Source organism: Rhodanobacter panaciterrae, assembly GCF_014651895.1.
In the GTDB taxonomy this organism is placed as follows: domain Bacteria; phylum Pseudomonadota; class Gammaproteobacteria; order Xanthomonadales; family Rhodanobacteraceae; genus Rhodanobacter; species Rhodanobacter panaciterrae.
This window is the reverse complement of record NZ_BMXT01000004.1, coordinates 90477-105595: the sequence shown is the minus strand read 5'-3', so window position 1 is coordinate 105595 and position 15119 is coordinate 90477. Positions and strand designations below refer to the sequence as shown.

Below are 15119 nucleotides of genomic sequence, written 5' to 3'. Positions count from 1 at the left end.
GGAACGAGAAACGAGTCGGGCAATCCACTCTTTCTCACTCCTCTCCACTCCCTGCTAAAGCTGCCCGATCACCAGCTGCACCAGCAAGCTGCTGACTGACACGGCAATCCACACCCCAAGCCCCAGCAGGATCGGCCGTGCGCCGCTGGCGGCCATCTTGCGCAGGTTCGCGGACAGCCCGATCGCGGTGAGCGCGACGATGATCAGGAACTCGGCCAGGGTGTGGATGGCCGGCTGGATGGCCAGCGGAATCAGGCCGACGGTGCGTAGTGCCGAGGCGACCAGGAACCACAGGATGAACCACGGGAAGATGCTGGCGAGGCTGAAGTGGCCGACGCTGCCGGCTTGTGCATGCTTGCGCTTCTCGCGCGCGGCGACGACGAAGGCCAGCACCAGGCAGACCGGAATGATCAGGGTGGCGCGGGTCAGCTTGACGATGGTGGCGTAGTCGCCGGCGGCCTTGCTGAAGCTGTAGCCGGCGGCGACCACTGACGAGGTGTCGTTGATCGCGGTACCGGCCCATAAGCCGAAGCCCAGGTCGCTCAGATGCATCAGGTGGCCAAGCAACGGGAACAGCAGCACCGCAACCAGGTTGAACAAAAAGATGGTGGAGATCGCGAACGCAGTGTCGTGATCGTCCGGGCGGATGATTGGCGTCACCGCGGCGATCGCCGAGCCGCCACAGATCGCGGTGCCGACGCCGATCAGGATCTTCAGCTTGTCGTGCACGCCGAGCCAGCGGCCGAGCAGCCACGCGGTGAGGAAGGCTACGGTCATCGTCACCAGGGTCACCGACAGCGATTCGAGGCCGGTCTTGGCTACTTGATTCAAGCTGAGCCCGAAGCCCAGCGCGATGATCGACCACTGCAGCACCTTCTTGCCGGCGAACGCGATGCCCGGCGTGTAGCGTGCGCCCGGCGACAGCAGGTTGCGCACGACGATGCCCAGCACGATGCCGATCACCGGCCCACCGATCAGAGGCGCCCAGCGCCCCAGCAGCAGTGCGAGCAGGCCGATGCCCACGGCAAGTAGCAGGCCGGGGGCGCTGTCGCGCAGCGTGGGGCGAATGAGGGTGGCGATGGACGATGCGGTCATGCATGGGCTCCGGCAATGCGCCATTGTCCGCTCGCGCATCAATCAGTAAAACTTGGAAAATATGATCGGATGTATAAGGCAAGCTGATAAGATCGGCTGATGATCAATATCAGTCCGCGCCAGCTCGATGTGTTCGTGCAGATTGCGCTGCACGGCAGTGTGCGCGCTGCTGCCGAACGGCTGCACCTGACCCAGCCGGCCGCCAGCATGGCGCTGGCGGAAATGGAGCGGCAGCTGGATGCGCCGGTGTTCGCACGCGAGCGCGGCCGTCTGCATCTGAATGCGCGCGGCCGCGAGCTGTTGCCGCTGGCGCAAGAGCTGCTGGAGCGGCACGCCGAGTTCGGTCGACGCGGCAGCGAAGACGGTGCGACGCTGAGCGGCGAGTTGCGCATCGGCGCCAGCAACACGGTCGGCAATTACCGCGTCGGCGAACTGCTCGGCGCGTTCGTGCGCGCGCATCCGCAGGTGGCGATCCGCCTGCGCGTGGCGAATACCGAAGCGATTGCCGCCGGCATGCTCGACCACAGCCTGGATATCGGCTGCGTCGAAGGGCCAGTGACGCATCCCCTGCTGGAAGTGCGACCGTGGCGCGACGACTTGCTGGTGGTGTGCGCGCCGCCGGAGCATCCATTGGCGCGCAAGCGCGGCTTGAAGCCCGCCGACTTTGCCGGCGCACGCTGGGTCCTGCGCGAGCCCGGCTCGGCCACGCGTGCGACCAGCGAGCGTGTGCTGGCGCAACTGCCGCCTGGCGAAACCGTGCTCGAGCTCGACCAGATCGAGGCGATCAAGCAGGCCGTGGTGGCCGGCCTCGGCATCGCCTGCCTGCCGGCGGTGGCGGTCACCGACGCGTTGGCGACCGGACGATTGAAGGCATTGAAGACACCATTCCTCGACCTGCGCCGCAAGCTTTCGCTGCTGCTGCATCGGCAGAAATACCGCGGTGCCTTGCTGGATGCGTTCCTGGAAGGCACCGATCTTGACAACGCCCAGCCCGGCAGCCGCCGTCGCTGAGCCGGCTGTCGGGGCAGGCCATCCATGGCCTGCGCGTCAGGACTAATTCTTCATCGCCACGAACGACGAGCTTGAGCCGTGCAGCTTGTCCTCGACCGTGATGGTCATGCTCTTGCCGTCTGCCGCGACGGTCATTTTCGCGACGCTGATCACCTTGCCGTCGCGCTTGTCGGTTTCCTGCAGCATGTTCTTGCCGAGCTGTTTCACCGAGACGCTGGTGGTTCCCGGGTCGCCCATGTACGGCGCATCGGTGCCATCCATCTTCGCGCTGTAGGACTGCCCGGTCGGGCTGCTCATGTGGAGGCTGTCCCCCTCCACTTTATAGGTCATCGTCAGTCCGTTGTCGGAGACGTTGTTGACCGTCGTCGTCCGCCAGGAGCCGGAAATGGCATGCGATCCGGCCGGGCCTTTCTCCACTCGCGTCATGGTGCCATTGCCGGTCACCGGTTCGGCGTTGCTGTTGCTGCTGTCGGTGAACTCGAAGCTGGCGGTCTTGCCGTCGGCGGCGACCGTGGTGGTCGAGGTCGAGACGACCTTGCCGGCTTTCTTCGCGGTTTCCCGAACCGTGTGATCGTCGACGACCTTGATCGCGATCATGTCGAAATACGGATGGCCGGTGACGCTCTGATCCTCACCGTCGGCCTTGACGTTGATCGCCGGAGCGCAGGTCTTGCATTGGTACATGTCGTTCTGCAGCAGGATGACGTCCGGCTTCTTCGGCATCTGCACCCGATGCAGATCGATCTTCCAGGTACCGTCGAAGGCGCTCTGCGCCATGGCGAGCGAGGGTATCAGGCATACCCCCAGCAAACCTCCCAGCAGTCCAGCGAAAAGTAGCTTTTTCATGGTTGACACTCCCCATAGCCGTTGATCGGTTTCATGAGATATACGGAGTTGTCGTGCTGAAGTCCCGGGCGGTCTGAACGGGCACGCCACTGCTTTCCCCTGACCGCTGACAATGCGCCGGGATATGTAAAGCGCAGCGAAATAATTCGTGACAATTGGAGGTGGCTGAGCCGCCGTGTTGCCGGTGGGTCGCGAGGTGGCTTTGCCCTGTGCCGGGGCCGGAGACTTCAGCCTGGTGCCGACGCGCCCACGATCCGGTTCAACAGTGCTTCGGCTTGTTCGTGGGTATGCGCACGCATCAACTGCGCGGCATGCCGGCGCAGGTCGGCATGGTCGAGCGTGGCGAGGCGGTCGCGCACGTGCAGGATCTGACTCGGGTGCATGCTGAATTCGTGCAGGCCGAGCATCAGCAGCAGGGCAGTGAAGTTCACGTCGCCGGCGATCTCGCCACACAGGCTGACTGGTTTCTTCGCGCGCCGGCCGGCACTGATCACGTGCGAGAGCAACCGCAGCAATGCTGGTTGCAACGGGTTGTAGATGTTTTCCAGCGCGTCGTTGCCGCGGTCGGCGGCGAGTACGTACTGGGCCAGGTCGTTGGTACCGATAGCGAGGAAGTCGGAGTATTCAAGCAGCGCGCGCACGTTGATCGCCGCCGCCGGCACCTCGATCATCGCGCCCAGCGGCAGCTTCTCCGGCAGGTCGATGTTCTCGCGCTTCAGGTCCTGCCGTGCCAGCTTGAACAGCGTGCGCACCGCAATGAGCTCATCCGGCTGGGTCACCATCGGCACCAGCACGCGTACCGGGCCGTAGCAGGCGGCGCGCAGGATCGCGCGGATCTGGGTGGTGAACACCGCCGGGTAGCGCAGCGACAGGCGCACGCCGCGCACGCCGAGCGCGGGGTTGTCCTCGCCGCGCAGCGACAGCCCGGCGGCATCGGCCTTGTCGGCGCCCAGGTCCAGCGTGCGGATGGTCACCGGCAGGCCGCCCATGCCCATCACCAGGTCGCGATAGGCGATGAACTGCTCGTCTTCGGACGGCAGGCCCTTGTGCTTGAGGAACAGGAATTCGGTGCGGTACAGGCCGACGCCGTCGGCGCCGCGGGCACGCGCCATCGCCACGTCGGCCGCGGTCTCGGCATTCGCCAGCAAGCCGACCTCGATGCCGTCGCGGGTGCGCGTGGGTGCGTTCGCCAGCTTGGCCAGCCGGCGACCTTCGATCGCGGCCTCGCGTTGCCAGGCGCGATAGCGCGACAGGTCTTGCGCGGTCGGGTGCACCACGGCCTCGCCTTTCTCGGCGTCGAGCAGGATCAGGTCGTCGTCGTGGATGTTCGACAGCGCATCGCGGGTGCCGACCAGCATCGGCAGGCCGAGACTGCGTGCCAGGATCGCGCTGTGCGAATACGCGCTGCCGGAGCTGGCGACCACGCCGAGCAAGCCATTGCCGGCCAGCTGCGCCATGTCGCCCGGCGCGATGGAGTCGGCGATCAGGATCTCGCCGACGCGCGCGGCCAGCTTGCGTTCCTCCGGGCTGGTCTGCCGCTGCAGCGCGGAGATCACCCGGTTGATTACTTGTTCGACGTCTTCCTTGCGGCTGCGCAGGTAGGGGTCGTCCATCGCCTCGAACACGGCAGACAGGCGGTCGCGCTGTTTCTTCAGTGCGGCACCGGGGCGGTAGTGGCCGATCCGGACCAGGTCGTCCAGCCCGCGCAGCAGTTCGGCGTCGTCCAGCAGCAGGCTGTGCGCGTCGATGAATTCGTTGACCTCGCGCGCCAGCGCGCCGTGCAGCTTGCCGCGCAGTTCGCGCAGCTCCTGTCGAGCGGTATCCAGTGCGCGATGCAGCAGCAACAACTCGCCCTCGATCTCATCCTCGGCCAGCGGGCGCGTGTCGACGCTATAGCGACTCGGCTGTACCAGCCGGGCGCGGCCCAGTGCCATGCCATGGGCTGCAATGGTGCCGTTGAGCAGGTGCCTCATGCATGCCGCTCCGGTCGCAGACAGACAGGCGCGCCCGGCGACACGTCGGCTGCCGCTGCTGTCAGTCTGATCAACGCGTCACCCATTCACGCTCCTTCGTCGAACTTGCGCTCGAACAGTGCAACCACCGCGGTCAGTGCGGCTTCCTCGTCCGGGCCATCGGCGCGGATGGTCACCGGGCTGCCGAGGCCGGCGGCCAGCATCATCACGCCCATGATGCTCTGGGCGTTGACTTCGCGACCCTTGCTGACCAGCCACACCGTGGATTTGAAACCCTGCACCAGCTGCACCAGTTTGGCCGAGGCGCGGGCGTGCAGCCCCAGCCGGTTGGAAATGACAATCTCTTGCTCAAGCATAATTTAGGTCAGGCATGATCTATGAAGATTCCTCCGCGGCCACCGCTGGCCGCGATCTCGGCCAGTTCGTCCAGTGGTTTTTCCGCATAGTTGAGTACGCGCAGCAGCATCGGCAAGTTGAGGCCGGAGACGCAGCGCAGATGCACGCCGAGCGCGCTGAGCGACAGGCCGATATTGCACGGCGTGGCGCCGTAAAGGTCGGCCAGGATCAGTACGCCGTCACCCTGATCGAGTTCGCGCGCGTGGTGGGCAGTGAGCGTGCGCATCACGTCCGGGTCGGCGCTGGGCGGCACTTCCACCGCTGCCACCTGCAACGGCAGCTTCGGCATCACGTGATGCGCGGCGGAGATCAGCGCCTTGCCGACCGCCTCGTGGGTCATCAGCAGCACGCCGACGCTCATGGGCGGCGGCCGCTGGAGTTTGCGAGAGTCATGTTCATCATTCGAGCTCGCGATGGAAGGTGAGCACGCCTTCGCGACGATCGCGATAGTAGGCGGCGAGCTTTTCGACCAGATAGACCGAACGATGCCGGCCGCCGGTGCAGCCGATCGAGATCGTCACGTAGCTGCGGTCGTCCTGCTCGAAGCGCGGCAGCCAGGCATCCAGCCAGCGCGCGGTGTCGGTGAAGTATTCGCCGACCAGCGGTTCCGCGTCGAGGAACTCGCGCACCGCTGCGTCCTTGCCCGACAGTGGGCGCAGATGTGGTTGCCAGTGCGGATTCGGCAGGCAGCGCGCGTCGAACACGAAATCCGCGTCCAGCGGCAGCCCGCGACGGAACGCGAACGACTGGAACATCAAGGTCAGCCCTTCGGTTGCCTGCGCGTAGCCGGTGGCGACCAGCCGGCGCAATTGATGCACGTTGAGCTCGCTGGAATCGATCACTTTCTCGGCGATCGCCATCAGCGGGCGCAGCAGTTTGCGTTCCTCGACGATCGCATCGGCCAGCGACACGCCACGGAGGGCCAGTGGATGGCGGCGGCGGGTTTCCGAATAGCGCTTGATCAGAACTTCGTCACGGCAATCCAGAAAAATCAGATGCACCTGTACGCCGGCGGCCGCCAGCTCCGACAGCACGGTCGGCATGTGCGTGAAATCGGTGCCGCGGTTGCGCACGTCCACGCCGACCGCGATGCGTCGCGGCCGGCCGCGGCGATCGCCGCTGGTGGCGGCATCGACCAGCTGCGGCAACAACACCGAGGGCAGGTTGTCGACGCAGTAGAACTCCAGGTCTTCCAGCGCGCGCAACGCTACCGTCTTGCCACCACCGGACATGCCGGTGAGCACGATCAGGTGGATCTCGTGCGGATCGGTCAGCGGATTGAGCTGGAAAGTATTGTTGTCGCTCATGCAATCACCATGGAGGCAGCCGGCGCAGTTGATGCGCCTGCCGGTCAATGAAGGTCTGTGCCGGATCGATGCCCTTGCTCTTCAGGGCGTGACTGCGCACCGCAGCTTCGACCAGCACGGCCAGGTTGCGTCCGGGAGCCACCGGGATGGTGATCATCGGCATCGGCACGTCGAAGATCTCGCGATGGCCGATGTCGCCGGTGAGGCGGGTCAGTGCGTCAGTTTCCTCGCCGTCGCGCATCGGCTTCAGGTGGATCACCAGGCGCAGGTACTTGGACGTCTTGACCGACATGTGGCCGAACATCTCGCGCACGTTGAGCACACCCAGTCCGCGCACTTCGAGCAAGTCCTGCAGCAGTTCGGGGCAGCTGCCGTCGATCACGTCCGGCGCGATCAGGGTGAACTCGGTGGCATCGTCGGCGACCAGCCGATGGCCGCGGCTGATCAGCTCCAGCGCCAGCTCGCTCTTGCCGGAGCCGGCTTCGCCGGTGATCAGCACGCCGATCGAGAACACTTCCAGGAACACGCCGTGCAGGGTCGTCTTCGCCGCCAGCATGCGCGCCAGGTGGTATTGCATGTAGGTCAGCAGTTCGTGGCCGCGCTTGGGGCTGATCCACAGCGGCGTGTTGGTTTCCTCGGCGACTTCGCGCAGGTCGGCGGGCACCGATTGATCCTTGGTCACGATCAGCGCCAGCGGCTGGTAGGCAGCGATCTTGTGCATCACTTCCCAGCGTTGGCGCGAATCCAGTCCGTCGAGGAAGTTCAGCTCCTCGGTGCCGATGATCTGGATCTTGTTCGGGTAGATGACGTTGAGGTAGCCGATCAGCGACGGCCGGCGCGACTGCGCGGCACCGGGTTCGATCACCCGCGATTCCCCGCGCATGCCGGAGAGCCAGCGCAGGGCCATGCGTTCGTGGACGCCATCGTAGAGTTGTCGTGCGCTGATACGGTCCAAGCGGCGATCCCTTGCACCGCCGGGTAGGCTTTGGCGGTGTCACCGGCATTGTGCCAGCTTGGGCGGATGCGCGTGTTCAGAAACGAGAACGGCCCGCCTGGATCGGGCGGGCCGTGGGTGGCAACTCAGCCGGACTCAGCCGTATTGACGCGCTTCGCGCGCTTCCTGCTGGTGCTTGTCGCTGACCTTTTCGCGATGCTTGCGCAACTGGATGACCAGTTTGTCGAACAGCACGTCGATGGAAGCATACATGTCGGCCTCGGTGGCTTCGGCATGCAAGGTGGCGCCGATCGCGCCGAGCGTGCCTTCGGCACGTTGTCGGAGCTTGTCGACCGACAGCACGATGGCGAGGCTGAGCAGTTTTTCATCGAGGCGCGTGAGGCGGTCGAGCTTGGCGGTGGCGTGTTCGCGCAGGGCCGGGGTGACTTCAATCTGCTGGCCGCTGAGTTGGAATTGCATAGGGCGCCTCCTCTGGTGGTGCAGTGCCGCTTTTCGCGGCGGGTGAACGTACCGTAGCCGAGGTGGCGGCGGTACATCGTCAAGCAGTCGGTACAGGTATGGGAACGCTTTTGCGATAACCAAGTTCCCGTGGATCTTCCGCCACGGGTCAACTGGCGCGTTGACGTTCGCTGGAGGTGGGAATGCGCAGTCCCTCGCGGTATTTGGCCACGGTGCGACGGGCCACCTGGATACCCTTGCGTTGAAGCTCCTCGGCAATCGCCTGGTCGGACAGTGGCTTGCGCGCATCCTCGGCGTCGATCAGCTTGCGCAGCATGGCCTGGATCGCGGTGGCTGAGGCGCTGCCGCCATCCTCGGTGGAGACACCGCTGGAAAAGAAATACTTCAGTTCGAACGTACCACGCGGCGTGTGCAGGTACTTGCGGGTGGTGACGCGCGAGATGGTGGACTCGTGCATGCCCACTTCCTCGGCCACCTCGCGCAGCACCAGCGGGTGCATCGCTTCGGGACCGTAGTCGAGAAACGCGCTCTGCCGCCGCACGATCGCATCGGCGACCTTGAGCAGGGTTTCGGCACGCGATTCCAGACTCTTGATCAGCCAGCGCGCTTCCTGCAGCTGGCCGCGCATCCAGCTGGCATCCTCACCGCGGGCGCGGGCGATCAGGCCGCAGTAATGCTGATTCAAGCCAAGCCGTGGCTGCGCGTCCGGATTCAGGCTGACCCGCCAGCGGCTGCCGTCGCGCAACGCGTAGACATCCGGTGCGACGTATTCCACCGGGGTGGCATCGAGTGCTGCGCCGGGGCGCGGATCGAGGCTGCGGATCAGCACCGCCGCCGCCGCGACATCGTCCTCGCTGGCACGCAGACGTCGTGCGAGTCGGGCGATGTCGTTGCGCGCGAGCAGCTCCAGCTCGGTGTCGACCATGCGCAGCGCCAGCTCGCGTTGCGGCGTGTCTGGGTCGAATTGTTCCAGCTGCACGCGCAGACAGTCGCGCAGGTCGAGGCTGCCCACGCCGGCAGGGTCGAAGCCTTGCAGCTGGCGGCGCACGGCGTCGACTTCGTCGAGGGTGGCGTTGAGATCGGCCGGCAGTGCGGCAAGTACCGCGTCCAGTCCCTCGGTCAGATAACCGGCGGTATTCAGCGCGTCGATCAACACGGTGGCGATCAGGTGCTGGCGCGGATTGAACGAGGCCAGGTTGAGCTGCCACAGCAGATGTTGCTGCAGGGTTTCCGGCGCGGCGTTCTGCGGCTCGAAGTCTTCGTCATTGCGTGAGCTGGAGCCACTGCTGACGCTGCTGCTGGAGAAGTCGATCGGCGCTTCGGCGACACCGCCGCCGTCGGCCCAGTCGCTGACGTCGTCGCCATCGTGTTCGCTGCTGCTGGTGGCGGCGACACTCTCGGCGCTCGGGTATTCGCTTTCGGCCTCGGCGTTGTCGACCGCTTCGTCGTCCTCGATTTCCTCGGCGAATTCCAGCAACGGATTGCTTTCGGCGATCTGGCGCAACTCCGCTTCCAGCTCCAGCTGCGACAGCTGCAACAGACGGATCGCCTGCTGCAATTGCGGCGTCAGGGTCAGTTGCTGATGGAGGCGAAACTGCAGTGCGGGTTTCATGCCAGCCGGGTCGAAGGAACTCGCGGCCATCCTAACGCTTGCCCGAAGGCGCAGCCATAGCCAGCTGACGAATCAGAAGGAAACCACGACAGGTAAATCAGAGACGGAACTCGCGTCCGAGATACACCTCGCGCACCTTTTCATCGGCGAGGATGTGCGCTGGAGTGCCGCGTGACAGCACTTCGCCGTCGTTGAGGATATAGGCACGGTCACAGATGCCGAGCGTCTCGCGCACGTTGTGGTCGGTGATCAGCACGCCGATGCCGCGTTCCTTCAGGTGCCGCACGATGCGCTGGATCTCGCCGACCGAGATCGGGTCGACGCCGGCGAAGGGTTCATCCAGCAGCATGTAGCGCGGTTGCGCGGCCAGCGCGCGGGCAATCTCGACCCGGCGCCGTTCGCCGCCGGACAGGCTGATGCCTTTCTGGCCGGCGATATGGGCGATCTTCAGTTCATCGAGCAGGCTCTCCAGCTCGGTGCTGCGCTGTTGCGCACTGAGGCCGTCGCGCAGTTCCAGCACGGCCATGATGTTGTCGGCCACGCTGAGCCGGCGGAACACCGACGCTTCCTGCGGCAGGTAGCCGATGCCGAGCTTGGCGCGCGAGTGCATCGGCAGACTGGTGATGTCCTGCATGTCCAGCTTGATGGTGCCGGCATCGGCCTCAATCAGGCCGACCACCATGTAGAAGCAGGTGGTCTTGCCGGCGCCGTTGGGGCCAAGCAGGCCGACGACCTCCCCCTCGCGGATCGAGAAAGCGAAGTCGCGCACGACCTGACGTGCCTTGAAACTTTTTTGCAGACCTTCGGCAGATAGCATCGGTTACGGCTGCCCCGGTATGGAGGTCGAGGCACTGTGGGCCGGAACGGTGGCCGGCGTGGTGGGTGTCGTGGTCTGTGCAGGCGCAGCGGGCTTGGCCGGCGTGGCTGCGGCCGGCTTGAGCTTGGGCATGATGGTGCCCGATACCAGTCCGGTGCCATTGGATTCGCCGGTGATCAGGCTGGTATCGGTGTTGTAGGTCAGCTTGTCGCCGTGGAATTCACCGCGACCCTGCTGCTTCACCGAAGCGTGGGTGCTGAGCACGGCGATGCCATGGATGTTGTCATAGTCGAGCGTGGCGGCATCGCCCTGCATGAGATTGTTGTTCTCGTCCAGCTGCTGGATATGCGCCGGATTGCCGGTGACCACCACGCGGGAAATCTGGGTGTCGGCGTCCAGGTACAGCTTGGCCACGTCGCCGGTGACCAGCAGCGTGCCTTGGGTGATCTTCACGCTGCCAGTGAGCGTGGTGATCGTGTTTGGCGCGTTGAAGGCATTGGTGGTCTTGGCCACATAGTTCAGCGGCTGTTCGCGATCGGACTTCTTGGCCAGCGCGAGCCCTGGCAGCAGACCCAACAGCGCGGCCCAGAGCAGGCCGACGGCGAACTTACGACTTGCGCTTGCGCGGTGGGAACGAGCCGTGGCTGTCATCGAGCAACTCCAGGTGATTGTCGTTGAGACTGGCACGCATGCCGGTTCCACTCATTGTAGTGGCGCCTTGCACCATCTGCACCGGCGCGGCAGTTTCCATGCGGTTTTCTTTCGGCCACGCAGTGACCTCGCTGGTGTGCATTTCCGCGGCGTCCGTGCCGGCAAAAGCCGGCCGGTGCATGTAAACCGGACCCTGCAGCTTGATCAGGGTGCCGCTCTTGTCGACCCAGCTGTACAGCGACTCGCCCAGCCAGTCCGGTACGCCGGCCTCGTTGGAAGGCAGCTCGAACTTGGGCGAATTGATGTACAGCGACTCGTCGCCCTCGTGGCGTTCCAGGTGCGGCGACTGCATCCGGAAGGCGGGTAGGCCGTCGAGACCGTAGGACCACATCCGGAAGTTGGTGAGGGTGTAGCCGGAACGTGGCGGCCCGACAAAGTCGTTGGCCTTCGGCGCCGGGCCGATCCACCACAGCAGTATTTGAGCCGCGCCGGCAGCCAGTGCCAACACGATGATCGCGGCCGGCAGCCGCCGGTCGCGCAGCCAGAGGAGCAGGCTCACTGCCAGCGCTCCCGCTCGGCGACACTCTTGCCCTGCGCGTGCAGGATCAGATCGCACACTTCGCGCGCGGCACCCATGCCGCCGCCCTTGGTGGTCTGCCAATGCGCTGCCTCGGCCACCCACGGGTGCGCGTTCGCCACCGCCACGGCCAGCCCGGCGATGCGCATCGGCGGCAGGTCGGGCAGGTCGTCGCCGACGAAGGCGACCTGTTCGGTGGTGAGATGCAGCGCGTCGAGCAGTTCCTGCAGGCAGGCACGCTTGTCGCCTTGGCCCTGGTAGACGTGGGCGATGTCCAGTTCTTCGGCGCGCAGCGCCACCGGGTGGCTGATCCGCGCGGTGATCAACGCAACCTGCACGCCGTTCGCCTGCAGACGCTTCAGGCCGAGCCCGTCGTGCACGTGGAACACCTTGGTCTCGCGGCCGTCTTCGCCGTACCACAGGCGACCGTCGGTCAGGGTGCCGTCCACGTCGAACACTGCCAGCCGGATCTTGGCGGCACGGGCGAGGAGGTCAGCGGAGAGGTTGGCGAGGTAGTTGATGGGCACGGCTTTGGTGTTCTGGGGGAGCCAAGTCAAGAGCGGCGTGTTTGATTTTTCTGATTTGCCAAGGCAAATCAGAGTCGGGATCAGACCACACGCGCACGGAGCAGATCATGAATGTTCAATGCGCCGACCACGCGCTGTTCATCGTCGACCACCAGCAAGGCGTGGATCTGGTGCTTTTCCATCAGCTGCGCCGCTTCCGCAGCCAGCTTGTCGGCACCGATCGTCTTGGGGCCGCGAGTCATCAGTTCGGCCACGGTGGCGCCGCGCAGGTCCACGCCCTCGTCGTCCAGCGCGCGACGCAGATCGCCGTCGGTGAATACGCCAAGCAAACGTTGATCGGCGTCGACTACCGCAGTCATGCCTAGGTGCTTGCGGGTCATCTCGACCAGCGCGGCGGTGATGCCTGAGTCCGGCGATACGCGTGGCACGTCGTCGCCACTGTGCATCACGTCGCTGATGCGCAGCAGCAGGCGCCGGCCCAACGCGCCGGCCGGGTGCGAGCGGGCGAAATCGTCCGAGGTGAAACCGCGCGCTTCCAGCAGCGCGATCGCCAACGCATCGCCCAGCACCAGCGCGACCGTGGTACTGGTGGTCGGCGCCAGACCCAACGGGCAGGCTTCGCTGGAAATGCTGCCATCCAGATGCACGTCGGCCTGGCTTGCCAGCGACGAGCCGGGCTTGCCGGTGATCGCGATCAGCGGGATGCCCTGGCGCTTGATCACCGGCAGGATGAACAGCAGCTCGTCGGTCTCGCCCGAGTAGGACAGCGCCAGCACCACGTCCTGCGGCAGGATCATGCCGAGGTCGCCGTGGCTGGCCTCGCCCGGATGGACGAAGAACGCCGGCGTGCCGGTCGAGGCCAGGGTGGCGGCGATCTTGCGCGCCACATGGCCGGACTTGCCCATGCCGCTGACCACCACGCGGCCCTTGCAGGCCAGGATCAGCCGGCAGGCCTCGACGAAGTCCGTCCCGATCCTCGGCTCCAGCGCGTGCACCGCGGCCGCTTCGGTGGCAATCACCGTGCGCGCGCTGCGCGTGATGGCGTCCGGGCTCAGGTCGATCGGGGCGGGCGAGGCGATGCGTGCGTTCATGGAGGCTCGGTAAAAGGAGGGATCAGGTGCCGCTGACGCCATGGGACGAGGCGCCGGTTGTGCTGATCTGGGACCGTTGTCGTTTCTGCGCCAGCGGATTTCCATTACCATGGCACATTCGTATTTTAACGTCATAAGTCAGCGCAATGGATTCCAGCAACGGCTGAATCCACGTCTTTGCCGACTCAAGCTTCGTATGGAACGCCCCCGATGGACTCAGCCAGCATCCAGGCAATGATCGAAAACGGCCTGCTCGGTGCCCAGGCCGAGGTCAGTGGCGCCGATGGCGTGCATTTCGAGGCCACTGTGGTGGCCAGCCAGTTCGCCGGCAAGTTGCCGCTGGCGCGGCATCGGCTGGTGTATGCCACGCTGGGCGACCTGATGGGCGGCGCGATCCACGCGCTGGCGCTGAAAACCCTCACACCCGAGGAAGCCGCAGCGCGCCAAGGGTGATTTCCGCTCGAATTGAAAAGTCCGGCATGGATGCCGGTTCTTCTTTGCGCTCATGGAGGAGCGCACAAGTTAGGAACAACGATGGCCAAGATCCTGATCAGTGGCGGCGTGCCGCTCAATGGCGAGGTCGGTATTTCCGGCGCCAAGAACGCCGTGCTGCCGATTCTCGCCGCCTGCCTGCTGGCCGATGAGCCGGTCAGCATCGGCAACGTGCCGCATCTGCACGACGTCACTACGTTCATCGAACTGCTCGGCCAGATGGGCGTGCAGTTGGTGCTGGACGACCGCATGAAGATGCACGTCGATCCGCGCACCACCAGCACCTGCATCGCGCCGTACGACCTGGTGCGCACCATGCGCGCATCGATCTTGGTGCTCGGCCCGCTGGTGGCACGTTTCGGCCAGGCTGAGGTCTCGCTGCCGGGCGGCTGCGCGATCGGTTCGCGCCCGGTCGACCAGCACATCCGTGGCCTGCAGGCGCTGGGCGCCGACATCACGGTCGAGAACGGCTACATCAAGGCAAAGGCGAAGCGGCTCAAGGGCGCGCACATCCAGATGGACATGGTCACCGTCACCGGTACCGAGAACATCATGATGGCCGCCACCTTGGCGCAAGGCACTACGGTGATCGAGAACGCCGCGCAGGAACCCGAGGTGGTCGATCTGGCCCACTGCCTGATCGCGATGGGCGCGCAGATCGAAGGCGCCGGTACCTCGACCATGATCATCCACGGCGTCGAGCGCTTGCACGGTGCTGAATACGATGTGCTGCCCGACCGCATCGAAACCGGTACTTTCCTGGTCGGCGCGGCGATGACCGGCGGCAAGGTACGCACGCGGCACGCGCGCGCCAACACGCTCGACGCCGTGCTGGCCAAGCTGGAAGAGGCCGGTGCGCACATCTCGACCGGCGACGACTGGATCGAGCTGGACATGGGCGGGCGCCGGCCGAAGGCGGTCAATATCAGCACCGCGCCGTACCCGGCGTTTCCGACCGACATGCAGGCACAATTCACCGCGCTCAACTGCGTCGCCGAAGGCACCGGTGTGGTCACCGAGACGGTGTTCGAGAACCGCTTCATGCATGCGCAGGAATTGCAGCGACTGGGTGCCAACATCCAGCTCGAAGGCAACACCGCCGTGGTGCAGGGCGTCGAGCAGATGAGCGGTGCGCCGATCATGGCGACCGACCTGCGCGCGTCGGCCTGCCTGGTGCTGGCCGGTCTGGTGGCGAAGGGCGACACCATCGTCGACCGCGTCTACCACATCGACCGCGGCTACGAGAACATCGAGGAGAAACTCGGCGTGCTCGGCGCGAAGATTCGGCGTCTGCCGAACTGAGTCGTTGA

At 65.3% G+C, this 15119-nt stretch carries 17 protein-coding genes; 3 read left to right on the top strand and 14 right to left on the bottom strand.

Annotated elements, in window-relative coordinates:
- Positions 1-54 precede the first annotated feature (54 nt).
- Positions 55-1095 carry a YeiH family protein gene (locus IE071_RS14720; RefSeq protein WP_189442263.1) on the bottom strand — a complete coding sequence of 347 codons (1041 nt, stop codon included), beginning with the start codon at positions 1093-1095 and terminating at the stop codon, positions 55-57.
- Positions 1096-1194: 99 nt separating this feature from the next.
- Between IE071_RS14720 and IE071_RS14715 the strand changes: the two genes are divergently transcribed.
- Positions 1195-2106, top strand: a complete 912-nt coding sequence (locus IE071_RS14715) for a LysR family transcriptional regulator (protein ID WP_189442262.1) — start codon at positions 1195-1197, stop codon at positions 2104-2106.
- A gap of 42 nt (positions 2107-2148) precedes the next feature.
- On the opposite strand, the gene IE071_RS14710 is transcribed toward IE071_RS14715, so the two are convergent.
- From IE071_RS14710 to IE071_RS14650, 13 genes are all read right to left on the bottom strand, one after another.
- A complete protein-coding gene (locus IE071_RS14710; RefSeq protein ID WP_229792926.1) occupies positions 2149-2952 on the bottom strand; it encodes a hypothetical protein in 804 nt (267 codons plus the stop codon).
- A 227-nt stretch (positions 2953-3179) separates the two neighbouring features.
- Positions 3180-4925, bottom strand: coding sequence for a phosphoenolpyruvate--protein phosphotransferase (ptsP, locus tag IE071_RS14705; protein WP_189442260.1), 1746 nt, complete (start codon positions 4923-4925; stop codon positions 3180-3182).
- Positions 4926-5011: 86 nt separating this feature from the next.
- Positions 5012-5281 (bottom strand): HPr family phosphocarrier protein, encoded by a 270-nt coding sequence (locus tag IE071_RS14700; protein ID WP_189442258.1) that lies wholly within the window; start codon positions 5279-5281, stop codon positions 5012-5014.
- An 8-nt stretch (positions 5282-5289) separates the two neighbouring features.
- A complete protein-coding gene (locus IE071_RS14695) occupies positions 5290-5682 on the bottom strand; it encodes a PTS sugar transporter subunit IIA (protein ID WP_189442256.1) in 393 nt (130 codons plus the stop codon).
- A gap of 37 nt (positions 5683-5719) precedes the next feature.
- Complete coding sequence (gene rapZ / locus IE071_RS14690) at positions 5720-6628, bottom strand: RNase adapter RapZ (RefSeq protein ID WP_189442255.1); 909 nt, start codon at positions 6626-6628, stop codon at positions 5720-5722.
- A 4-nt stretch (positions 6629-6632) separates the two neighbouring features.
- Positions 6633-7583, bottom strand: coding sequence for an HPr(Ser) kinase/phosphatase (hprK, locus tag IE071_RS14685; protein ID WP_189442252.1), 951 nt, complete (start codon positions 7581-7583; stop codon positions 6633-6635).
- Between the two features lie 135 nt (positions 7584-7718).
- Positions 7719-8042 (bottom strand): ribosome hibernation-promoting factor, HPF/YfiA family, encoded by a 324-nt coding sequence (gene hpf, locus IE071_RS14680; protein WP_189442250.1) that lies wholly within the window; start codon positions 8040-8042, stop codon positions 7719-7721.
- 148 nt (positions 8043-8190) lie between these two features.
- A complete protein-coding gene (locus IE071_RS14675; protein ID WP_189442333.1) occupies positions 8191-9654 on the bottom strand; it encodes an RNA polymerase factor sigma-54 in 1464 nt (487 codons plus the stop codon).
- A 97-nt stretch (positions 9655-9751) separates the two neighbouring features.
- Positions 9752-10471, bottom strand: coding sequence for an LPS export ABC transporter ATP-binding protein (lptB, locus tag IE071_RS14670; protein WP_189442249.1), 720 nt, complete (start codon positions 10469-10471; stop codon positions 9752-9754).
- A gap of 3 nt (positions 10472-10474) precedes the next feature.
- The gene (lptA, locus tag IE071_RS14665) at positions 10475-11122 is read right to left on the bottom strand and encodes a lipopolysaccharide transport periplasmic protein LptA (RefSeq protein WP_189442247.1); all 648 of its coding nucleotides are present in this window, start codon (positions 11120-11122) and stop codon (positions 10475-10477) included.
- The gene (gene lptC, locus IE071_RS14660; protein ID WP_189442245.1) at positions 11079-11681 is read right to left on the bottom strand and encodes an LPS export ABC transporter periplasmic protein LptC; all 603 of its coding nucleotides are present in this window, start codon (positions 11679-11681) and stop codon (positions 11079-11081) included. Before lptC ends, lptA begins: the two co-directional genes overlap by 44 nt.
- The gene (locus IE071_RS14655) at positions 11678-12226 is read right to left on the bottom strand and encodes a KdsC family phosphatase (RefSeq protein WP_189442243.1); all 549 of its coding nucleotides are present in this window, start codon (positions 12224-12226) and stop codon (positions 11678-11680) included. The genes lptC and IE071_RS14655 overlap by 4 nt, the downstream gene beginning before the upstream one ends.
- Before the next feature lie 80 nt (positions 12227-12306).
- The gene (locus IE071_RS14650; protein ID WP_189442240.1) at positions 12307-13317 is read right to left on the bottom strand and encodes a KpsF/GutQ family sugar-phosphate isomerase; all 1011 of its coding nucleotides are present in this window, start codon (positions 13315-13317) and stop codon (positions 12307-12309) included.
- Positions 13318-13527: 210 nt separating this feature from the next.
- On the opposite strand from IE071_RS14650, the gene IE071_RS14645 reads away from it, so the two are divergent.
- Both IE071_RS14645 and murA read left to right on the top strand, forming a co-directional pair.
- Entirely contained in the window at positions 13528-13770 is a 243-nt protein-coding gene (locus tag IE071_RS14645) for a BolA family protein (RefSeq protein ID WP_189442238.1), read from the top strand.
- 81 nt (positions 13771-13851) lie between these two features.
- On the top strand, positions 13852-15111 hold the full coding sequence (gene murA / locus IE071_RS14640; protein WP_189442237.1) for a UDP-N-acetylglucosamine 1-carboxyvinyltransferase: 1260 nt from the start codon (positions 13852-13854) through the stop codon (positions 15109-15111).
- Positions 15112-15119: the final 8 nt, after the last annotated feature.

Coding starts and splice junctions, on each gene's coding strand:
- IE071_RS14720 (WP_189442263.1), bottom strand. CDS start 1,095: ATGACCGCATCGTCCATCGCCACCCTCATTCGCCCCACGCTGCGCGAC.
- IE071_RS14715 (WP_189442262.1), top strand. CDS start 1,195: ATGATCAATATCAGTCCGCGCCAGCTCGATGTGTTCGTGCAGATTGCG.
- IE071_RS14710 (WP_229792926.1), bottom strand. CDS start 2,952: ATGAAAAAGCTACTTTTCGCTGGACTGCTGGGAGGTTTGCTGGGGGTA.
- ptsP (WP_189442260.1), bottom strand. CDS start 4,925: ATGAGGCACCTGCTCAACGGCACCATTGCAGCCCATGGCATGGCACTG.
- IE071_RS14700 (WP_189442258.1), bottom strand. CDS start 5,281: ATGCTTGAGCAAGAGATTGTCATTTCCAACCGGCTGGGGCTGCACGCC.
- IE071_RS14695 (WP_189442256.1), bottom strand. CDS start 5,682: ATGAGCGTCGGCGTGCTGCTGATGACCCACGAGGCGGTCGGCAAGGCG.
- rapZ (WP_189442255.1), bottom strand. CDS start 6,628: ATGAGCGACAACAATACTTTCCAGCTCAATCCGCTGACCGATCCGCAC.
- hpf (WP_189442250.1), bottom strand. CDS start 8,042: ATGCAATTCCAACTCAGCGGCCAGCAGATTGAAGTCACCCCGGCCCTG.
- IE071_RS14675 (WP_189442333.1), bottom strand. CDS start 9,654: ATGAAACCCGCACTGCAGTTTCGCCTCCATCAGCAACTGACCCTGACG.
- lptB (WP_189442249.1), bottom strand. CDS start 10,471: ATGCTATCTGCCGAAGGTCTGCAAAAAAGTTTCAAGGCACGTCAGGTC.
- lptA (WP_189442247.1), bottom strand. CDS start 11,122: ATGACAGCCACGGCTCGTTCCCACCGCGCAAGCGCAAGTCGTAAGTTC.
- IE071_RS14650 (WP_189442240.1), bottom strand. CDS start 13,317: ATGAACGCACGCATCGCCTCGCCCGCCCCGATCGACCTGAGCCCGGAC.
- IE071_RS14645 (WP_189442238.1), top strand. CDS start 13,528: ATGGACTCAGCCAGCATCCAGGCAATGATCGAAAACGGCCTGCTCGGT.
- murA (WP_189442237.1), top strand. CDS start 13,852: ATGGCCAAGATCCTGATCAGTGGCGGCGTGCCGCTCAATGGCGAGGTC.